Source organism: Anabaena sp. FACHB-83 (assembly GCF_014697485.1).
Lineage (GTDB): Bacteria > Cyanobacteriota > Cyanobacteriia > Cyanobacteriales > Nostocaceae > Nostoc_B.
Map to the genome: position 1 here is coordinate 40,363 of NZ_JACJRY010000038.1, position 19,249 is coordinate 59,611.

At 40.2% G+C, this 19,249-nt stretch carries 12 protein-coding genes and 1 pseudogene; 11 read left to right on the plus strand and 2 right to left on the minus strand.

Features of this window, described 5'->3' with window-relative positions:
* Nucleotides 1-318: 318 nt before the first annotated feature.
* The 10 genes from H6G79_RS28365 (at nucleotide 319) to H6G79_RS28410 (ending at nucleotide 16,370) form a co-directional block, all read left to right on the plus strand.
* Nucleotides 319-1,029 (plus strand): DapH/DapD/GlmU-related protein, encoded by a 711-nt coding sequence (locus tag H6G79_RS28365; protein ID WP_190594429.1) that lies wholly within the window; start codon nucleotides 319-321, stop codon nucleotides 1,027-1,029.
* Between the two features lie 376 nt (nucleotides 1,030-1,405).
* Nucleotides 1,406-3,937 (plus strand): glycogen/starch/alpha-glucan phosphorylase, encoded by a 2,532-nt coding sequence (locus H6G79_RS28370; protein WP_190594430.1) that lies wholly within the window; start codon nucleotides 1,406-1,408, stop codon nucleotides 3,935-3,937.
* Nucleotides 3,938-4,587: 650 nt separating this feature from the next.
* Nucleotides 4,588-4,704, plus strand: coding sequence for a photosystem II reaction center protein I (locus tag H6G79_RS28375; protein ID WP_015114068.1), 117 nt, complete (start codon nucleotides 4,588-4,590; stop codon nucleotides 4,702-4,704).
* Between the two features lie 387 nt (nucleotides 4,705-5,091).
* Nucleotides 5,092-7,815 carry a DUF3769 domain-containing protein gene (locus tag H6G79_RS28380; protein WP_190594432.1) on the plus strand — a complete coding sequence of 908 codons (2,724 nt, stop codon included), beginning with the start codon at nucleotides 5,092-5,094 and terminating at the stop codon, nucleotides 7,813-7,815.
* Nucleotides 7,816-8,125: 310 nt separating this feature from the next.
* Entirely contained in the window at nucleotides 8,126-9,784 is a 1,659-nt protein-coding gene (hpsL, locus tag H6G79_RS28385; protein ID WP_190594433.1) for a hormogonium polysaccharide biosynthesis protein HpsL, read from the plus strand.
* An 85-nt stretch (nucleotides 9,785-9,869) separates the two neighbouring features.
* Nucleotides 9,870-10,850, plus strand: a complete 981-nt coding sequence (gene hpsN, locus H6G79_RS28390) for a hormogonium polysaccharide biosynthesis glycosyltransferase HpsN (protein WP_190594434.1) — start codon at nucleotides 9,870-9,872, stop codon at nucleotides 10,848-10,850.
* Nucleotides 10,851-10,917: 67 nt separating this feature from the next.
* On the plus strand, nucleotides 10,918-12,093 hold the full coding sequence (gene hpsO / locus H6G79_RS28395; RefSeq protein ID WP_190594435.1) for a hormogonium polysaccharide biosynthesis glycosyltransferase HpsO: 1,176 nt from the start codon (nucleotides 10,918-10,920) through the stop codon (nucleotides 12,091-12,093).
* 2 nt (nucleotides 12,094-12,095) lie between these two features.
* The gene (gene hpsP / locus H6G79_RS28400; protein WP_190594436.1) at nucleotides 12,096-13,271 is read left to right on the plus strand and encodes a hormogonium polysaccharide biosynthesis glycosyltransferase HpsP; all 1,176 of its coding nucleotides are present in this window, start codon (nucleotides 12,096-12,098) and stop codon (nucleotides 13,269-13,271) included.
* A gap of 351 nt (nucleotides 13,272-13,622) precedes the next feature.
* Nucleotides 13,623-14,114 carry an orange carotenoid protein N-terminal domain-containing protein gene (locus tag H6G79_RS28405; RefSeq protein WP_190594437.1) on the plus strand — a complete coding sequence of 164 codons (492 nt, stop codon included), beginning with the start codon at nucleotides 13,623-13,625 and terminating at the stop codon, nucleotides 14,112-14,114.
* A gap of 1,071 nt (nucleotides 14,115-15,185) precedes the next feature.
* The gene (locus tag H6G79_RS28410; protein WP_190594438.1) at nucleotides 15,186-16,370 is read left to right on the plus strand and encodes a low temperature requirement protein A; all 1,185 of its coding nucleotides are present in this window, start codon (nucleotides 15,186-15,188) and stop codon (nucleotides 16,368-16,370) included.
* Between the two features lie 177 nt (nucleotides 16,371-16,547).
* On the opposite strand, the gene H6G79_RS28415 is transcribed toward H6G79_RS28410, so the two are convergent.
* The gene (locus H6G79_RS28415; RefSeq protein ID WP_190594439.1) at nucleotides 16,548-17,204 is read right to left on the minus strand and encodes a TetR/AcrR family transcriptional regulator; all 657 of its coding nucleotides are present in this window, start codon (nucleotides 17,202-17,204) and stop codon (nucleotides 16,548-16,550) included.
* Between the two features lie 419 nt (nucleotides 17,205-17,623).
* Here H6G79_RS28415 and H6G79_RS28420 point away from each other — a divergent pair, with 419 nt between their 5' ends.
* Complete coding sequence (locus tag H6G79_RS28420) at nucleotides 17,624-17,821, plus strand: hypothetical protein (protein ID WP_190594440.1); 198 nt, start codon at nucleotides 17,624-17,626, stop codon at nucleotides 17,819-17,821.
* Nucleotides 17,822-17,870: 49 nt separating this feature from the next.
* On the opposite strand, the pseudogene H6G79_RS28425 reads toward H6G79_RS28420, so the two are convergent.
* A pseudogene (locus tag H6G79_RS28425) lies at nucleotides 17,871-19,115 on the minus strand (response regulator); the annotation flags it as partial.
* Nucleotides 19,116-19,249: the final 134 nt, after the last annotated feature.

Genomic DNA, 19,249 nt, shown 5'->3' on the forward strand with positions numbered 1-19,249 from the left:
AGTTGATGTCACCATCTGTCATTTGCTGGATAAATTAGCAGCAGCATTAGTATCTGGCTGAGATTAATCTTGATACTAAATGCAAAATTTTGTTGCTAAAAGTAATTGATGAAGAGCTAGAAAATCTCAAGTGATCGCACTTTGATCAAACGAGATTAACTTTCATCAAATACACTTTTATCCTGTAATTTATTGCCAGCTATTTTAATAAGTTGCGGCTCAAGACTTACTAATTCAGTTTTTGATTAATTTCAGAGAAATTGCGCTACCTACAATTTCTCTTCTCACTTCATTCAAAAAAATACCCCAAATACAGCCATGAGTAACCAAAAATACGCCGCTAAAATTCAACGTTTCAAGGAAGTACTACTCACAACCTTATTAGCAGATATCCCGACAATGGCTCTCGGTACAAAACTCCGTAATTGGTTATATCGCAGTATTTTTTCTCAGTTAGACAGTTCAGTTTATATCCAAAACGGTGTGGAATTTTTGGGGACAAACTGCATCGCTATTGGTAAAAAAGTACATATCTTTAAAGGTGTGAGAATTGATGCCCAAGGACATTCCAACAATAAAATTTATTTGGGTTATGGTGTAGCTATTGAACGCAATGTTGATATTGGTTGTTTAGATAACACATCTATTTATATTGACGAAGAAACTTTTATTGGCCCTCATGTATGTATTGCCGGGCCAGGAGATATTACCATTGGCAAACACTGTATGATTGCAGCCCACTCCGGCATATATGCTAACAATCACAACTTTACAAATCCCTTAGAACCAATTAAAGACCAAGGCATCACACGCAAAGGAATTGTGATTGAAGATGATTGTTGGCTAGGACATGGAGTCACAGTATTAGATGGTGTAACCATCGGTCAAGGTAGCGTTATTGGTGCAGGCGCAGTCGTCACAAAAGATATTCCGCCATTTTCTGTGGCTGTGGGTGTACCTGCAAAAGTCGTCAAAAATCGGATGAATCAGCAATTATCAGAAACAGGGGTAAGCATTACCCGGACATAATCACCACTGTATCTAAAGAAAAGTGTGTCTTTTTTTTCCCTTCAAGAAACCAAGTCATAAAATAATCATGACTTAAGTTATACCAACCCTGTTAATGGCAGTTTTAGTCATAAACAGGGTATTCGCATTGGCTTTATCAAGCTTCTCCTGTAGTGGTGAAAATTTCCGGTACAGGTACTCAAGGTGCAATCCCCAGAGTTTATTGAGCCAGCTAGAGAAAAATCACATCGCACATCACCTTGATACCTAAAGAGTACTTGCTTGTTTCATTACTCTGGCTGAAGCAACTAACAGCATGAACCCAACTGTGATGACTTAAGGGTGAGGAGTGGTGATTTCGCTCTTGTCTACTCTCTATTCTTGATAGGAAATAATTATGACGACATTTGAGCAAGCTCCAATATTTCAGTGCGAATTTGAAGACGATCGCACCGGGTTAAGTAAAGAAACTATCAAACGTGCTTTAGCTGATAATCTTTTTTACATCCAAGGTAAATACCCTGGTACAGCCACGCTCAATGATTATTATATGGCTTTGGCTTACACCGTGCGCGATCGCATGTTGCAACGTTGGTTTAAAACTACGGAAGCCTATACAAAAAAAGGTGTCAAAGTTGTCAGTTATCTCTCCGCAGAATTTCTCTTGGGGCCGCACTTAAGCAATAACTTGATCAACTTGGGCATTTATGATTTAGTCCGCCAAACCGTGGAAGAAACCGGGCTAGATTTTGTGCAACTGCGCGAAATTGAAGAAGAACCAGGCCTAGGAAATGGTGGTCTAGGTCGTCTGGCGGCTTGTTATATGGACTCTCTGTCAACTCTCGAAATTCCCGCCATTGGCTATGGAATTCGCTACGAATTTGGCATTTTTGACCAAGAAATTCGGGATGGTTGGCAAGTAGAAATTACAGATAAATGGCTGCATTTGGGCAACCCTTGGGAAATTCCCCGCCTAGAAGAAACCATCGAAGTTAAGTTTGGTGGTCGCACGGAAGGTTATTACGATGAAAAATGCCGTTATCGGGTACGCTGGATTCCCGATAAAGTGGTCAAAGGTGTTCCCTACGATACGCCCATCTTAGGTTATCGCGTCAACACCGCTAATACCTTACGGTTGTGGAAAGCTGAAGCGCCGGAATCGTTTGAATTTAAGGCATTTAACGATGGTAACTATTACGGTGCTGTCAACAAAAAAGTAGTTTCCGAGAATATTACCAAAGTTCTTTATCCTAACGATGAGTTGCAGCAAGGTAAAGAACTACGCCTAGAACAACAATATTTCTTTGTGTCTTGTTCTCTGCAAGACATGATTCGGCTGCACTTGCAAAAAGGCGAAACCATAGAGACTTTTCATCAATCATTTGCCGTACAACTCAATGACACTCACCCCTCCATCGGTGTGGCAGAATTGATGCGGCTCTTGGTAGATGAACATCAACTAGAGTGGGATCAAGCTTGGCAAATTACGCAAAATACCTTTGGCTACACCAATCACACCTTATTACCAGAGGCTCTAGAAAAGTGGCCTTTAAGACTATTCAGTAACTTACTGCCCAGACATTTGCAAATTATCTATGAAATTAACCAACGCTTTCTCGGTCAAGTGCGTGCTAAATATCCCGACGATAGCGATCGCCTAGCGCGGCTATCATTGATTGATGAAAGTGGGGAAAAATATGTCCGTATGGCACATTTAGCCAGTGTTGGTTCCCACGCAATTAACGGTGTCGCCGCCTTACATACAGAGTTACTCAAACAAGATGTTCTGCGTGACTTTTACGAATTTTGGCCAGAGAAATTCACCAACAAAACCAATGGTGTTACACCCCGACGTTGGATAGTAGTGAGTAATCCCCAACTGGCTAACTTGATTACTCGTAAAATTGGGACAGATTGGATTAGCCATTTAGAAGATTTAAAGCGACTCGAAGCTTTTGTCGAAGATGCTGAGTTTCGTCATGAATGGCGGCAAACCAAGCAAGATATTAAGACTTATTTGGCAAATTATATTAAGGACAACCACGGAATTGAAGTCAATCCCGAATCACTGTTTGATGTGCAAGTGAAGCGGCTGCATGAGTACAAGCGCCAACACTTGAATGTGCTGCACATCATCACCCTTTATAAACGCCTCAAAGACAATCCCAATCTGGAAATTACACCCCGCACCTTTATTTTTGGTGGGAAAGCTGCTCCCGGCTACTTCATAGCGAAATTAATCATTAAACTCATCAATTCTGTTGGGGATGTGATTAATAATGATCCCGATATGCGCGATCGCCTAAAAGTAGTATTCTTACCTGATTACAATGTCAGGTTTGGTCAACGAGTTTACCCAGCCGCCGACCTTTCCGAACAAATCTCGACGGCTGGTAAAGAAGCTTCCGGGACTGGCAATATGAAATTTGCCATGAATGGCTCACTAACTATCGGTACACTTGATGGCGCTAACATCGAAATTCGGGAAGAAGTAGGTGCAGAAAACTTCTTCTTGTTTGGACTGACAACCGAACAAGTATATGATTTAAAATCCAGAGGCTATAACCCTTGGGATTATTACCATAGCAATCACCAACTCAAAGAAGTCATTGACTTGATCAGTTCAGGATTCTTCTCGCATGGTGATACTAATCTGTTCCGGCCATTAGTAGACTCACTGTTGTACCACGATCCTTATCTGCTGTTTGCCGATTACCAGTCTTACATTGACTGTCAAGACCAGGTAAATCATGCTTACCGTGACCAAGAACACTGGACAAAAATGTCAATTCTCAATGCAGCTAGGATGGGTAAATTCTCTTCTGACCGAGCCATTAAAGAATATTGCCAAGAAATTTGGAATGCTGTACCTGTGAAAATCGAACTAGCAGAATATATTCAAGCTAGGGCTGGTTTGAAAGTGAACTGATCAAATCAGATAAATTCGGTTTTTGGTTGAGGCGGGTGTAAGGGTTTAAGGGTGTAGGGGTGTAAGAGTGCTGAACAACTACACCCCACACCCTCACACCCCCAATACGGTTCGGTTAACAAATGTATCTGTTGAGGTGAGCAGGGGGGCGGAGGAGCTTCAGGTGCAGGGGAGAGCGTACCTTCGTTCCCCCTTTCACCCCTGCACCCTTGCTTGCCTACACAAGTAAGTTTCTTATCCGAACCGTATTGTTCACACCCCTACACCCTAAAATTTCAGGAAACCTCTGGCATTAATTAACGTCACAACATTAGCCAGTCAAAAACTACATCTCATTAGCATCTACTTACTTAATAGTAGTGTCTAGGTTGGTTAAGACATTAGTAAATGTAAACGACAGCAACAGGCTTTTATTTAACTCTGTAACCTGTCACCTATCACCTGTAACCTACCTTCTGCTATAAAACAACCCACAGCATGAGATAATGGCGAAACCTGTGCCATACTCTATGGGGTAGTCATAACATAGCCTCCCCTATCAACAGAGTGCGCTCAAAACGAGACAAGATTTGGGTAAGATAAAGGAGCTATCTTTTCTGCATGGCAGATACCGAGAGAAGCTTTTTCCGACCCCCTTTGGAGATATTTCTATGCTGACTTTAAAAATCGCTGTTTATATTGTTGTTGCCTTCTTTGTGACTATTTTTGTCTTCGGATTCTTGTCAAATGATCCTGCTCGTAACCCCGGCCGTCGGGATTTAGAGTAAGTACAAGACAAATTATCCGCGACTGCCGGAAGGTGGAAAACAACCAAAGTCACGGACAATTGCTGGCTATCCTACAGGAAAGCTTTACGTTTAAATACTGATTAGCAGTTGCTACACAGGGAAAATCCGCAGCCATTGGCTAACACGGAGTTTCCCTTCACAGTAACTGGGTTTTTACTAAATTAATAGTATTAAAATATACTATTTGTTAGGCGATCGCAAAGTTATCCCTAGTAGGAAAGCGTTTTCTAGCAGTGTCCTTGACAGTGGAATTTCCTCTTTTTAGCAGCTTGCTGCACGTAGGCAGAAAGCAAAAGTCGGAAGACACAAGTGTTCTCATCTTTCCGGCTAATCGTTGGCTATTTGTTAGGTTAATTTTGCCCAGATATGCTTCATCCAGTTCTGCCGCCTGCGCCACCGCCTGTTATTGAACCGATCAAATCGACAAATTCGCTGTCATCAGTTGACAATCCCCAAACTCATGCTTTTGTAGAATCAGCTAGTGATGCTCAAAACACGGCTGAAAAACCGCAAACTGCCAAAATTGCCGATACTAAAAATCTACCGCCTCAATTAGTACCGATCGCATCTACTTCAGATAATTTAGTCAAGACAAAAACTCTACCCACTCCCCATACACCAGAAACTTTACCCCCAGCACTATCGCCGTTTTCTCCCTCCAGAAGTGCTACAAGTTTAGGACAACCTCTCAGCATTGGTTATGGCGTTCAGTCAGGGAATCTAATTGGTGAAAATCCATCACAAACTGGCGCATCTGTCCAGCAATTCCCCGCACCCGCAAAATTTGTCACTGAACCAGTCGCCCAGCCAGCATCGGCAGAAAAAATCCCTGCATCTGCAAAAGTCGTCACTGAACCAGTTACTCAGTCAGCATCGGCAGAAAAAATCCCCACACCCGCAAAAGTCGTCACTGAAAAAATCACACCACAGTCACCTGTTCAGCAATTTCCCCCAGCAGCAAAAGTCGTTGCTGAACAAGTTACTCCACCCGCATCACAAAGCACAACAGCACAGCCACAACAACCAAAAACTATTAATCTTTCGGGGAAATTTAGCGACTATATACCTAACACTCAGCCAGTTCAAAATATTATTGAGTTTAAATCTCGCAACCTCACCAGCCAATCAAATAACCCGACCAATATAGAATTTAAATCACCTAACCAACCAACTCCCCCAAGCACAACTTCTCCCACTCCCCAACAGCCATCACAGACAACCACACCAGTGGTTAGAGAAAGAATTGTGGAAGTGATCTCAGATCGGCAGGAGTATGATGAACAACGAAGAATTGTGACGGCGGAAGGCAATGTAGTAGTGCGATTTGATGGGGCTGTAGTGGATGCCGATCGCCTACAAGTGAATTTAGCCAACTTAATTGCCGTTGGGGAAGGGGATGTGGCCTTGACTAGAGGTGATCAAGTATTGCGTGGTCAACGTTTTACTTATAACTTTTTGCAAGACAGTGGGGAATTAGAAAATGGCAGAGGCGAAATTTATATCCCCACATCCTCTACAGATTTGGGCTTTTTACCTGCTGAGAATACCCCTGGTGGTTTACAACTCAGACCACCAAGCGATCGCATTCGTACTAATCAACCCCTCACCAATGTCCAAAATCCGGGCGAAGTGAACGTGGTTGTCGGTGGTCGTGGCGCAAGTAATCTACCAACACCAAAACAAGGCGGACAAGTTAAGCGACTGCGATTTGAAGCTAGACACATCGATTTTTATCCACGGGGTTGGCAAGCTAGGGATGTGCGAATTACCAATGACCCATTTTCACCTCCCGAACTAGAGTTACGGGCGAGTAAAGTTACACTGACACGCCAAGCTCCATTAATTGACCGCATTAAAACCGAACGTCAGCGTTTGGTATTTGATCAAGGTCTGAGTTTACCCATCCCCGTAGATAGCCAAACTATTGACCGCCGGGAACAAGAAGTCACTCCTGCAATTGTCTCGCCTGGCTATGATGGCGATGACCGTGGTGGTTTATATTTGGAACGGGGTTTTACACCCATCAATACCGAAACAACAAGTTGGACAATTACACCGCAGTTTTTTTTACAAAAAGCCATTCAGTCAGGTTTAGAAAATCCCGCATCTTTGTTTGGTGTGAGAAGTAAACTGAATTCAGTTTTAGACCCAAAAACCACACTGCGCGGTTCAGGAGAATTAACTAGTTTTGACCTGAGCCAATTAGATTCCAATTTGCGGGCGAGTTTGCGACTGCGGCGAGAATTAGGCGATCGCAATCCACATCTTTTAAATGTGGAATATAGTTACCGCGATCGCTTGTATAACGGTTCTCTTGGCTTTCAAACTGTCCAAAGTAATTTGGGCGCTGTTGTCACCTCGCCGATTATTCCTTTGGGGAAAAGTGGTATTAACCTCGACTATCAAGCCAGCGCACAATATATTACTGCTAATAGCGATCGTCAAAACTTATTTAGCACCAACATTGGTCAAACAATTGATCGTGTCTCTTTAGGTCGTCTACAAGCCAGCGCCGCTCTCAGCACTGGTGTGTTTCTCTGGCAGGGAAAACCATTAGCCCCCACAGCTACCGCCGGTTTGCGTTATACACCTAGACCTGTAGTTCCTTATATACAAGCGGTAGCTAGTATCAGAGGTACTAGTACTTATTACACCAGTGGAGATGACCAAACCAATCTCATTGGTTCAGTTGGTTTACAAGGACAGATTGGCCATTTTTCCCGTCCTTTTTTTGATTACACAGGCTTTAATATCAGTTACTCTAGAGGCTTAACTAGCGGATTATCACCTTTTTTGTTCGACCGATTTGTTGATAACCAAGTCTTGAATGCGGGAATTGTTCAACAAATTTATGGGCCATTTCGGATTGGGTTTCAGACCTCAATTAACTTGGATACAGGCAGAGAAACCAGTACAGACTATGTTTTAGAATATAGCCGCCGCACCTATGGCATTACCCTACGCTACAATCCCGTCTTAGAATTAGGCGGTTTCAGCATTCGCATTAGTGACTTTAATTGGACTGGTGGTACAGATCCATTTTCGACGAATCAAGTTACACCTGTAGTTGGAGGTGTGCGCCAGGAATAATCTTGGGGATTGACAACTAAAAAAATATCTCATCATTCAGGGACAAGGGAGACAAGGGAGATAGAGGTCTTGCTGAGTCAACACATTGGATAATGTATGAGGAAATACGACTTTAGGACTTACTACAACTTAGTATCAGCAAGTTCTTGCGTCTCATTAGACACTAGCTTTATGTATGTTATTATCGGGTTTTAACTTTCAGGATTGAGTAATTAGCCAGCATCAACACAAAAAAAGCACTGGAAAACTTATATTTCTAATTCAGTAACCAGCACTTTTTATACAAAGGCTAACAGGCTAAGGCGCTGCTATGGCAAAAGTAAAATCAAAAGTCCAGAAATCAAAAAACTCGAAAAAGCAGCCTAAAAAGGAAGCACCGACTCTTAGCCTCCAAGAAAGGTTAGCCCAAAAGCGTCAAGCAACGAAAGCCCGCAAAGAATTTATGGATTTACTCACTAAATCCTTATCTGGTGCGTTGTTTTTAGGTTTTTTGCTGTTTTTAGTTGCCGGTATTAAGGCTGCATTACCTGCTGTCTTGGGGGTACTGGTGATGTCTTTTTCTTATAAATACCCTCGTCAGGCTTTAATTGCCTTTATTATCTACGTTCCCTTTGGCGGCACAATTACTTATTACATTGGTAATAGTCCGATTCTGCAATTGGCTAAAGATTCATTTTACATCCCAGCTGCGATCGCTCTTTGGCAAATTTGCCGCAAACAGAAACTACCATTCATCATCCCCAAGCAAATTAAAATCCCATTGTTTATTTTATTGGGTTCTTGTTTGCTCACTCTCGTATTTATTAATGGTGGACAACAGTTTAACCCACCACCAGCTGGACTATTAGAGGAACCTGTTAAAGAATTTCCCATAGGCTTAGGAATTCTCGGTTTAAAAGTTCTTTTAGGTTACGTATCTTTAATTACTTGTATTTACTACCTAATTCGCAATAAGCAAGATTTTTTCTTCTTATCGCGTCTACAAATTGTACTAATTATCGTCTGTTGTGTCCTAGGATTGATCCAATACTTATTCTTACTCACTGGAATTTGTGAAGGAACTAAAAATCTCGAAGGTTCTGCCTTATTTAAGGCTACACTTGACGCTAGATGTTATTTTGGTGGCTCACTAGTCTACAGCCCCAGTCAAGGAATAATTCGGCTACCAGGAACATTTGTTGCACCTTGGCAATGGGCATGGTTTTTAATTTCTAGTACTTTTTTTGCCTTTGCTACAGGCTTTTCCGACCCGTCAATTTTTTGGCGGTTAATAAGTTTAGGTTCTATGGCTTTAATCTTTGTCAATGCAGTAATTTCGGGACAAAGAATCGCCCTAGGCTTAGTACCTACTTGTTTTGTCATGTTACTCTTGCTGACTGGTCAAATTGCTAACTTGAAACGGTTTATCCCCATAGGAGTAGGGTTAGTGATGATTTTGGGAATTGCCGTTGTGAGCAACCCTGTAGTTGTTCAAGAGAGAATAGATAGTTTTGCCAGTCGTTGGAATGCTTCACCACCTCAAGATTTTATTATTCAGCAATTTGAAGAAAACTTAAAAGATACAGATAGCCCTCTAGGAAGTGGTTTAGGTCGAGCCACTAACTCTGCTCGTGCATTAGGTAAAACCAAACTAGTAGAGACTTACTACCCCAAATTAATATATGAGATTGGGATTTTTGGCGTATTGGGTTTTCTGGCTTTAGTTACTACACTGACATTTACGGCGTTCACAACTTATCGCTCGATAAAAAACCGTAATTTCCGCAGTTACGCAGCGTCGATGTGGGTGTTTATATTGTTTATTAGTTACAACACTTACTACTATCCTTTAGATGTCGATCCAGTATCTGTATATTACTGGTTGGGTGCAGGAATACTATTCAAATTGCCAGTGATAGATAAACAAGAGAAGGAAGATGCCAACCCTGAAAAAGCAACAAATAAAAAAGGTTTAAAAATTAAGTTTTAATTCATTAAGTTTCCATCAACAGCGATAGACTCCACATTGGGCAATTCTACGAGCAAAACAAACAATTTATTTCACAATCAAACACATGAATGATTTTCCTTTAATTTCCGTAATCATACCAACTTACGGAAGAGATGAACCACTACGCGATAGTATAGTTGATATTCTCAATCAGGACTATCCAAATTTTGAAGTTTTGGTAATCGACCAATATCCAAAACACCAACCAGAAGTTCAAGCATATTTAGAAGAGGTAGCGGCAAAAGGGAAAATTAAATTGTTTCACCTAAATTGGGCGAGTTTACCAGGGGCGCGAAACTATGGTGTGCGTCGCTCATCTGGGGAAATAATTTTATTTATTGATGATGATGTAAAATTAACGCCTGGCTTTTTAATGGCTCATGCGAAAAATTATGTACAAAATCCAGAGGTAGGAGCTGTAGCCGGACGAGTATTTGACAGAATGAAATTGGGTGATTCTGGCGGAAAATTAGAAATTGAATATCTCCCTCCCCAAGCAATGGATCCTGGCATTGCTTGGTATCATATTGATTTAGTACATACTATTAAGCCCCAGCAGGTTTTAACAGCTAGGGGTTGCAATATGTCTTTTCGGCGCGAAATTTTTACGAAATACGGACTGAAGTTTGATGAGAGATTTCGCGGGAGTGCAGTCCGGGAAGAATCGGATTTTTGTTTGCGACTGCGACAGACTGGATACAAAATTTGGTATGACCCAAAAGCTGATTTAGTGCATTTGGGAGAAGAGACTGGGGGTTGTCATGATATTAGTATGCGATCGCTCAAATATCAACTCACTTTCTATCACAACCACTTTTTATTAGGGCTGAAAAATTTAACCTTGACTCAAGCCTTACGTTTATACGCCCGTTTATTTGATTGTCATGTTCTCGGAAGACCACCTTGTCATAAAAGTGGTTCACCTATCAAAATTCTCACTCGCGCTATTTTTTACACTTTGGGTTTCCTGAAGGCTTTGGGTACTGTCATTCAGTCAGTGTGGAATGATGGACAAATCTATAGCCATTTGGATGAACAAGTTTAGATTTTATCACCGCAGATAAATGATATTATCTGCGGTTAAATTTATCAATCTATCATGAAAATTAACTATGAGAATTTTAGTTGCTAGTCATACATATATAGTAGACCTTAATTGTGAAAAACTACGTGCTTTAGCTCAGTTAGCACCAGATATTGAGGTGACAGTTGTTGTGCCTAAAATCTGGAAGCCCGGTGGTGTACAGAATCAGACTATTGAAAGTCAATATAAAGATGAAGGTAATTTTAAAATAGTGCCGATTTCTAATTTCAGTCAAAATCATCAAGGGCTATTGACATTTGGAACTGATTTAATATCTTTGATGCAGCAATTTCGCCCGCAAGTTATTCAAGTAGAACAAGCATCAAGAAGCTTGGCATACAGTCAAATGATTATTTTAAATAAATTGTTGGGATTAAAGGCAAAAAATATCTTCTTTACTTGGTGGAATTTACCCTACACATTAAAATTACCTGCGGCTTTATTAGAAAAATTTAATCTCAATAATAGCCACGGGATTATTTCTGGGAATCAAGACGGAGCAGAAGTTTTACGGCAACGAGGGTATCAGGGCGCAATTAAAGTTATGCCCCAATTAGGTGTTGATGAAACTCTTTTTTCTCCCAAAAAACAACCAGAATTAGCAGCTAAATTAGGGATTAAACCTGATGAATTTGTGGTGGGCTTTGTTGGAAGGTTTGTTCCAGAAAAAGGTTTATTAACTTTATTGCAGGCTTTAGTAACTTTAAAAGATGAGTCTTGGAAATTAATGCTTCTAGGGCGAGGCGAACTGCGAGATGAAATCCTGAAAATAGCCACAGATAATCAAATCCAAGACAGATTAATTATGGTAGAAAGTGTTCCTCATCACGAAGTTACTAATTATATTAATTTAATGAGTACCTTGGTGCTACCTTCCGAAACTACTTATAAATTTAAAACTTTAACTGCTGCTGGTTGGAAAGAACAATTTGGTCATGTATTAATTGAAGCTATGGCTTGTCAAGTGCCTGTGATTGGTTCTGATTCTGGGGAAATACCTCATGTGATTGGTGATAGTGGATTAATATTTCCCGAAGGCAATGTTCAACTACTAGCTGAGTGCATCAAAAAATTGCTCAAGCAACCAGAATTACACCAAAATTTAGCTGTAAATGGCTATCAAAAAGCAATGGCAAAATACACTAATAAGGCACTTGCTAAAGAGCAGTATGAGTTTTATCAAGAATTATTTCAGAGTAAATAGGCATGAAAATTTTACAAATTGTTCCGTCTATTTCGTTAATTTATGGTGGCCCTAGCCAAATGGTTTTAGGGTTAGCGCCGGCTTTAGCAAAAGAAGGTGTAAAAGTTACTATTCTGACCACAGATAGCAATGGTGATACTGGTCAACAACCTTTAGATGTACCTTTAAATCGACCAATTCAACAAGATGGTTATGAAATAATTTACTTTCGTTGTGCGCCATTTCGTCGCTATAAATTTTCCCTGGAGTTACTCAATTGGCTAAAAATTCATGCTAAGGAATTTGATATAGCGCATATTCATGCTTTATTTTCGCCAATTAGTAGTGCAGCCGCGACGGTATGTCGGGAGAAAAAATTACCTTATATTTTGCGTCCTTTAGGTACTCTTGACCCGGCTGATTTACAAAAGAAAAAACAATTAAAAAAGCTGTATGTCGAGTTGATTGAACGCCAAAATTTAGCAGGTGCAGCCGCAATTCATTTCACTAGTGAACAAGAAGCAAAAATATCAGCAAGATTTGGAGTTAAGACAAAAGATTTAGTAATTCCTTTGGGTGTAAAACCAACGCAAAGAATTTCAGCAAGTGCAGTACGCAGTCAGTTAGGTATACCGGAAGATGTGCCTTTGGTGTTGTTTATGTCGCGTATTGACCCAAAGAAAGGTTTGAATTTGTTGATTCCGGCTTTAGAAAAGCTGTTGGCGGATAATCACAAGTTTCATTTTGTTTTAGCTGGGACAAATCCTCAAGACCCAGACTATGAAAACAAAATCAAATTTCAAATCGAAAATTCATCATTGCGATCGCATACTACCATTACAGGCTTTGTGAGTGGTGAATTGAAAGCTGGTTTACTGCAAGCGGCTGATTTATTTGTTTTACCTTCTTATTACGAAAACTTTGGTATTGCAGTCGCTGAGGCTATGGTTGCGGGGATACCTGTAGTGATTTCTGACCAGGTGCATATTTGGCAGCAAGTAAGCGATAGTCAGTCGGGATGGGTGGGTCAAACAGAGGTATCTTCGTTGTTGGAGTTATTGCAACAAGCTTTGCAAAATCCCCAAGAACGCCAACGCCGGGGAATAAATGCTCAAAAATATGCCTTAGAAAATTTTAGCTGGGATGCGATCGCCCGGCAAATGATTCAAGCCTATCAACAAATTCTCATCAATATGTGATAATTTCAGCCAAAATTCAGTAAAAATACTTTAAGTTACAACAATACAACAGGTGGGTTATTCTTTGACCAAGATGGCTCAGGTGCGATCGCCAGAGTTCAAATTGCGACACTCAACACCGGATTAGCCTTAACCAATGCAGATATCTTCGTTAATGCCTAAGAATTTGTAAATAATAAATCATGAATTTGGGAGGATAGCCAGCTTGTCTAACCTCCATATTTTCAATGATTCATATCATTTCTGAATTATTCTCTTTGGTTGAACCACATCTGTCTTCAGTAGGGTTAAACCAGAAATAGGTGTTTGATAAGGTGACTAATGGCAACATAAATCACGAGTAGATTTGTTATGACCTACACTCAAACTAGTGACCCTACCATTCGTAAATGTGTTGAATCTTGGCGAAAATTAGATGTAGATGAACAACTAGGTTTATTCTGGTTTATCTATAAAGAAATGGGTGAGTCTGTTACACCTGCGGCTCCTGCTGCTAGTACTGTTTCTCCAGAAATTGCTGAAGGTTTATTTAATCAGGTAAAAGAATTAAGTCACGAAGAACAATTACAAGTTCAGCGAGACTTAATTAATCGAGCAGATACTCAAATAAGCAGAGAATATGGTTCGTTAGGAGATACCACCAAACTGCTATTTTGGTATCGTCTCTCTCAAGGAATGGATAGTAATGTAATTATTCCTGTACCTGCTGGTTATCGTCTTTCTTCAGCAGCAGAAACTTTGCTGGAACAAATTAAAGAATTAGCTTTTGAACAGCAGATTAATCTTTTCCGCGACTATGTGTCACCAATGGGTGCAGAACCTAAAGCCGGCGCTGAAATTTAATTGTGAGGATATTGAGCTATGGCAAGCAAGGCTGTAGCTCAATATTCGTAATCCTAAATGATTTACCCACATCTTTCCCTTGTCTCTTTTCTTCACATATCAAATAAGACTGCTCTAGCAATCCTCAGCCACAGATAAACACAGAGTAAATATAATTTTACTCTGTGTATTTTTTGGTTGCTCATTAGGATAGTTGCACCCTAAATTCGTAACGCCCTTGGTTTTATATTTATAATTTAAATAGTCTTTTTGTCAGTTACATCTATCTGACGAGTGGTTAATTTTTTTTAAATTCTACACATCAATTTATCAATAATTGGCACTACACAAAAAAGTAAAACCCTAGGGCTGGGAATCCCTAGGGCTGATAACCTGACCACCTTTACTTTATTTATAATTGATGCAAAATTAAAGTGGATGTTTACAATAGACTTAAATATTTGGCTTATGTCTAGCAAGATTTTATGAAAAATATTATTAATATGATATTATTATCTCAACAAAATAATTCTATACATATTTTGTGGATAATCTCACTTATATTGCTCAAAATTATATTTTTTCTTGTTTAATGACTTTGATTAATTAAATTTCCAGGATAAAATTTATGATTTTATGTCTATATATACAGACTACACAGCTTGATTGCTAATAATGAATAAGGAAAAATAAAAGCATCATGATACATGATTGTAGCCAATTACAGTGACAGAAAGCCTAACCAAAGTCCGCAAGTGCGGACTTTTTATTTTGTCTTTATTAATCTGATTTAAAGTACAGTTTCTTGAGATTACATTTAAATTCTGACTTTAATTAACCGCAGATGAACGCAGCGAAAAGTTGAGCCAGTGCGTTGGGCGGGTTCCCCGACTCCTTCACTGGCGTTGCGTGGGTGGCTCTGCCGAATTGAGCAAACTTTTCAAGACAGATAAACGCAGATGAATTTGTACATCAGTAGGCTAGAAAAGCCTATAGCAATTCTCAATGATTGACAAACATCTCCCTCCCTTGTCTTCCTTATCTCTTTTGTCAGTATGATAAAAAGCTATTAGCGATTTGCCAGTAATTTTTATGACAAATTTTCTCCAGCCGCCAAGATTACGTATTGGTGAGGAAGATAGTGAAGAAGAAAGACGCGCCACTTGGCTGGAACTGTTTTATGATTTGGTGTTTGTGGTTGCTGTGTCGCAAGTAGCGCATAATCTCAAGGAAGACATTTCGCTGTCGGGATTACTGGGATTTGTAGTTTTGTTTATCCCGATTTGGTGGTCATGGATTGGGACGACGTTTTATGCTAACCGCTTTGATAGCGATGATGTGATTCATCGGTTGTTGGTTGGGGTACAAATGTTAACGGCTGCGGGGATGGCTGTGAATATTCATCATGGCTTGGGAGAAAGTTCGCCGGGTTTTGCTTTAGCTTATGCACTTGGTCGGGCTGTATTGGTGGCGGAGTATGTGCGGGCGGGGATACATATTCCGTCGGCGCGTCCATTAACAACTCGCTACGCCATTGGTTTTGCGATCGCATCTTTGATTTGGTTGAGTTCGGCTTTTGTCCCTGTTCCTTGGCGATTTGCACTTTGGGGCGTGGGAATTGCGATTGATTTTGGTACACCAATCACCGCACGCAAACATCAAATTGGCTTGCTTCCTCACGCTTCTCATTTACCAGAACGTTTTGGATTGTTCACAATTATTGTGTTGGGGGAAGCGATTATTGCGGTGGTTGAAGGTGTCTCACAACAAAAATGGCAGGTGTTGACTGTCATTTCCGCAATTTTTGGGCTGATAATTGCTTTTAGTTGGTGGTGGGTTTATTTTGACAATTTAGGTGGGACACCAATTGAAACTGCACGCACTCAAGGAAAAGTTGGGACGGTTAATATTTGGCTTTATACCCATTTACCCTTAGTAATTGGAATTGCAGCTACTGGTGTTGGTGTCGAAAAAATCTTGGTAAGTCCGCCAACTCTGGCGTTACCAGATGCCCAAAGATGGTTGATTTGTGGTTCAGTGGCATTATGCTCGTTAGCTGTGGGTGTTCTGCACCGCTATGGTGTGATTCGATATTGTAAGATTCGTTCGCTGTATCGCTTGGGTGGTGCTGTGGTGCTACTGGCGATCGCACTTTTTGGCAAAGGTTTATTACCAATCTTCGTCATCGCCTTAGTAGCTGTGGTTTCTGCTGTACAAGTTATTCAAGATTTGTCTCAAAGTCGCCCGACTACTCGCTTGGCTGATCCTGAAATTTAAGCCCCGACGAATTATAAGCTAATCAGCATTTAAGCTGCACTATTGAAATTGTACATAAATGACTTAAACTCTCTCCTCTGCCCCTCTGCTCCCCTGCGGTCTAAACTGCAAACTAAGTGCTTAATAGCTTATGAGGGTGTTGGATGTAAGCAATAAGTTGGACAAATAGTGATGATTTCACAAAGTCGCGTTGTTTCCACCAGACGGGAAATAGCTTTGCAGATAACTTAACGCCAAGCGTTTGGTTTCTGCTATCAATCGCGGTTGAAATGTTTTTTCTTGACTGAGGGATAGCCATAGTAATGTGCCGATCGCTTTGACTAAAATAAAGGCGATCGCTTCATAGTCTGTAGTCTCTAACCCTGCTTTGCGTTTAGCTAGTAAACTGGCTAAATCTTGCATCAATTTAGCATCCATCACCTCTCCGACGGCTTCTAATTCGGGCATTGAACCCTGGAGTGCCATAAAAATGGCGTAGTAACCAGGATTATCAGAGAAATGCTGGGCGGTGATATCAATCATTTGTTCTACTAGAATTTCTAAGGGCAGATTGGCTAATTCAGGATTATCCAGCACTGCTAACTTTTGATGAATATTTTCCTCATGACGCAAGGCAAGTGCCTGCATGATTGCAGATTTGTCAGGGAAAAACTGATAAAGTGACCCAATTGGGACTTTAGCACCAGAGGCGATCGCATTGGTTGTGGTGGCTGCATAGCCTTGAGTAATAAAAAGTTCTTCTGCTACATCCAAAATCCGATTAACTCGTTCCTGGCTACGCGCTTGTCTGGGTTGGCGGCGCATTCCACCTGCTGCTGATGGATTTTCATTCATAGATTACCTCCTAAGTCAATACAATTAAGGTGATGAGAGTTGATTTCTCAATTTCTGCTCTACCTATTAGAAAATGAGCAAGATTTGGGGGAGAATCCCCCAATCCCCCTCCAAAGTCATTTTTTTGTTTTTTGTTGAGTTATCATTTGCTGATTTTGTTCTAATTTAGTAGGACTTACGCAACTAGCATATTTTTTCTGTAGGGTGTGTGACGCAATGAGAAGATTTGAACGTAGTCATCAGATTGATAGCGTCACGCACCAACCATCAATTGTTACTGAACTTTATTGCTCCAAAGGTCTGTTGAAATAAATGAGCGATACTCACATTCTACTTGACAATAAATGATTTCTGCTCATATTATTAAAACATGAGTGATACTCATATACTATTGCAGATTTTGATGGAGTAATGTTGCTATGAGCCAAGATTTACTGACTCTACCTCATCCCAAGTTTATAACGACGATAAAAGAAGACAGATGCGATCGCTGGGGATTGATGCTTTGTCGTACTTCAGAAAGAACAATTCACAATCGACACTACCAAAATGCGATCGCACTTCTGGATGAAACTTTGTCTGCCATGATTAACCATCACCGAAGCGGCGGCGGATAAGGGAACGGAGAGCAAGTTTTCCATAATCAATGACAGCCTTCTTTGAATTTTAGTTTTTATCTTTGATAAAACTAATCGCTTCTAATAACTGATTAGCTGTATAAGGTTTCGACAAAAAAGCTTGAATCCCCATATTATAAGCGGCATTCACCTTATCACTAGAAACCAGTCCACTGATAGCAATAATTTTGACTTCTGGGTTAATTTTTTGCAAAGTGCGAATAGTCGTCAGACCATCCATAGAAGGCATAAGCATATCAGTTAATACCAAAGAAATTTCATCTCGATGTTCAGCATATAAAGCGATCGCCTCAATGCCATCGCTGGCGGTAATGGCTTTATAGTTATAACTTTCAAGAGATGTTTTAGTAATATCCCGAATCGCAGCTTCATCATCAACAATCAAAATTAATTCTCCATTACCACCAGGAAATACTGCTTCTACTTCTTCTACAGTTTCGGTGATTTCCTGTGCTGGCAAATATATTTTAAATTGGCTACCTTGTCCTGCTTCACTATGAACATTGATAAAACCGCCGTGGTTTTTTACAATTCCTAGTACTGTGGAAAGTCCTAACCCTGTGCCTTTACCAAGTTCTTTAGTTGTAAAAAATGGCTCAAATATGCGGTCTAATATTTCTGTGGGAATACCTAAACCAGTGTCAATTACAGAAATCACTATATATGGGCCAATTTTAGAATCAAGGTGCATATTGGCATAATTTTCATCTACCACAAAATTTTCGGCAGTAATTTTTAATATTCCCCCATTGGGCATGGCATCACGGGCATTCACACACAAATTCATCAGCACTTGATGTAGTTGAGTAGCATCACCAGATATCACCCATAGATTTTGCGCTAATAGAGTTGTAATTTCGATAGTTTTGGGAAATGTTTCTTTAATAATCTGCTGAATTTCGATGATTAAATGTTTAAATTGGACAAGGGTGCGTTCTCCCTCCATTCCCCGCGTAAAAGACAAGACTTGTTTGACTAAATTTGCTCCACGTTTAGCGTTCGTGATTAATATTGGTAATAACCTGCGAGAACGTTCATCTTGTAATTGGACTTCTAAAAGTTGGGCTGTCATTAAAATTGGTGCCAAGACATTATTGAGGTCGTGAGCAATACCACTAGCTAATGTGCCAATACTTTCTAATCTTTGCGCCCGCAGAAATTGGGCTTCTAATTGTTGTTTTTGAGTAATGTCAGTATTAACGACTAAAATTGCTTGGGTTTGATGTGCAAAATCACTTACTAATGTCCAACGACTTTCGACAATAATTTTTTTATTAGCTGCTGTGGTTTGGTATACAGCACTTGCGTCTGTTATGAGGTACAATAAATTAAAATATAAATACCTCTAAATGAAGTCATACTCTGTCGATCTTCGAGAAAAAATAGTTGCAGCACATCTTCAAAAAA

What these genes read in the sequence shown, in the direction of transcription:
- H6G79_RS28405 (WP_190594437.1), top strand. Translation starts at nt 13,623, where the DNA reads ATGACCTACACTCAAACTAGTGACCCTACCATTCGTAAATGTGTTGAA.
- H6G79_RS28370 (WP_190594430.1), top strand. Translation starts at nt 1,406, where the DNA reads ATGACGACATTTGAGCAAGCTCCAATATTTCAGTGCGAATTTGAAGAC.
- H6G79_RS28415 (WP_190594439.1), bottom strand. Translation starts at nt 17,204, where the DNA reads ATGAATGAAAATCCATCAGCAGCAGGTGGAATGCGCCGCCAACCCAGA.
- H6G79_RS28380 (WP_190594432.1), top strand. Translation starts at nt 5,092, where the DNA reads ATGCTTCATCCAGTTCTGCCGCCTGCGCCACCGCCTGTTATTGAACCG.
- hpsL (WP_190594433.1), top strand. Translation starts at nt 8,126, where the DNA reads ATGGCAAAAGTAAAATCAAAAGTCCAGAAATCAAAAAACTCGAAAAAG.
- hpsP (WP_190594436.1), top strand. Translation starts at nt 12,096, where the DNA reads ATGAAAATTTTACAAATTGTTCCGTCTATTTCGTTAATTTATGGTGGC.
- H6G79_RS28365 (WP_190594429.1), top strand. Translation starts at nt 319, where the DNA reads ATGAGTAACCAAAAATACGCCGCTAAAATTCAACGTTTCAAGGAAGTA.
- H6G79_RS28420 (WP_190594440.1), top strand. Translation starts at nt 17,624, where the DNA reads ATGAGCCAAGATTTACTGACTCTACCTCATCCCAAGTTTATAACGACG.
- H6G79_RS28375 (WP_015114068.1), top strand. Translation starts at nt 4,588, where the DNA reads ATGCTGACTTTAAAAATCGCTGTTTATATTGTTGTTGCCTTCTTTGTG.
- hpsN (WP_190594434.1), top strand. Translation starts at nt 9,870, where the DNA reads ATGAATGATTTTCCTTTAATTTCCGTAATCATACCAACTTACGGAAGA.
- H6G79_RS28410 (WP_190594438.1), top strand. Translation starts at nt 15,186, where the DNA reads ATGACAAATTTTCTCCAGCCGCCAAGATTACGTATTGGTGAGGAAGAT.
- hpsO (WP_190594435.1), top strand. Translation starts at nt 10,918, where the DNA reads ATGAGAATTTTAGTTGCTAGTCATACATATATAGTAGACCTTAATTGT.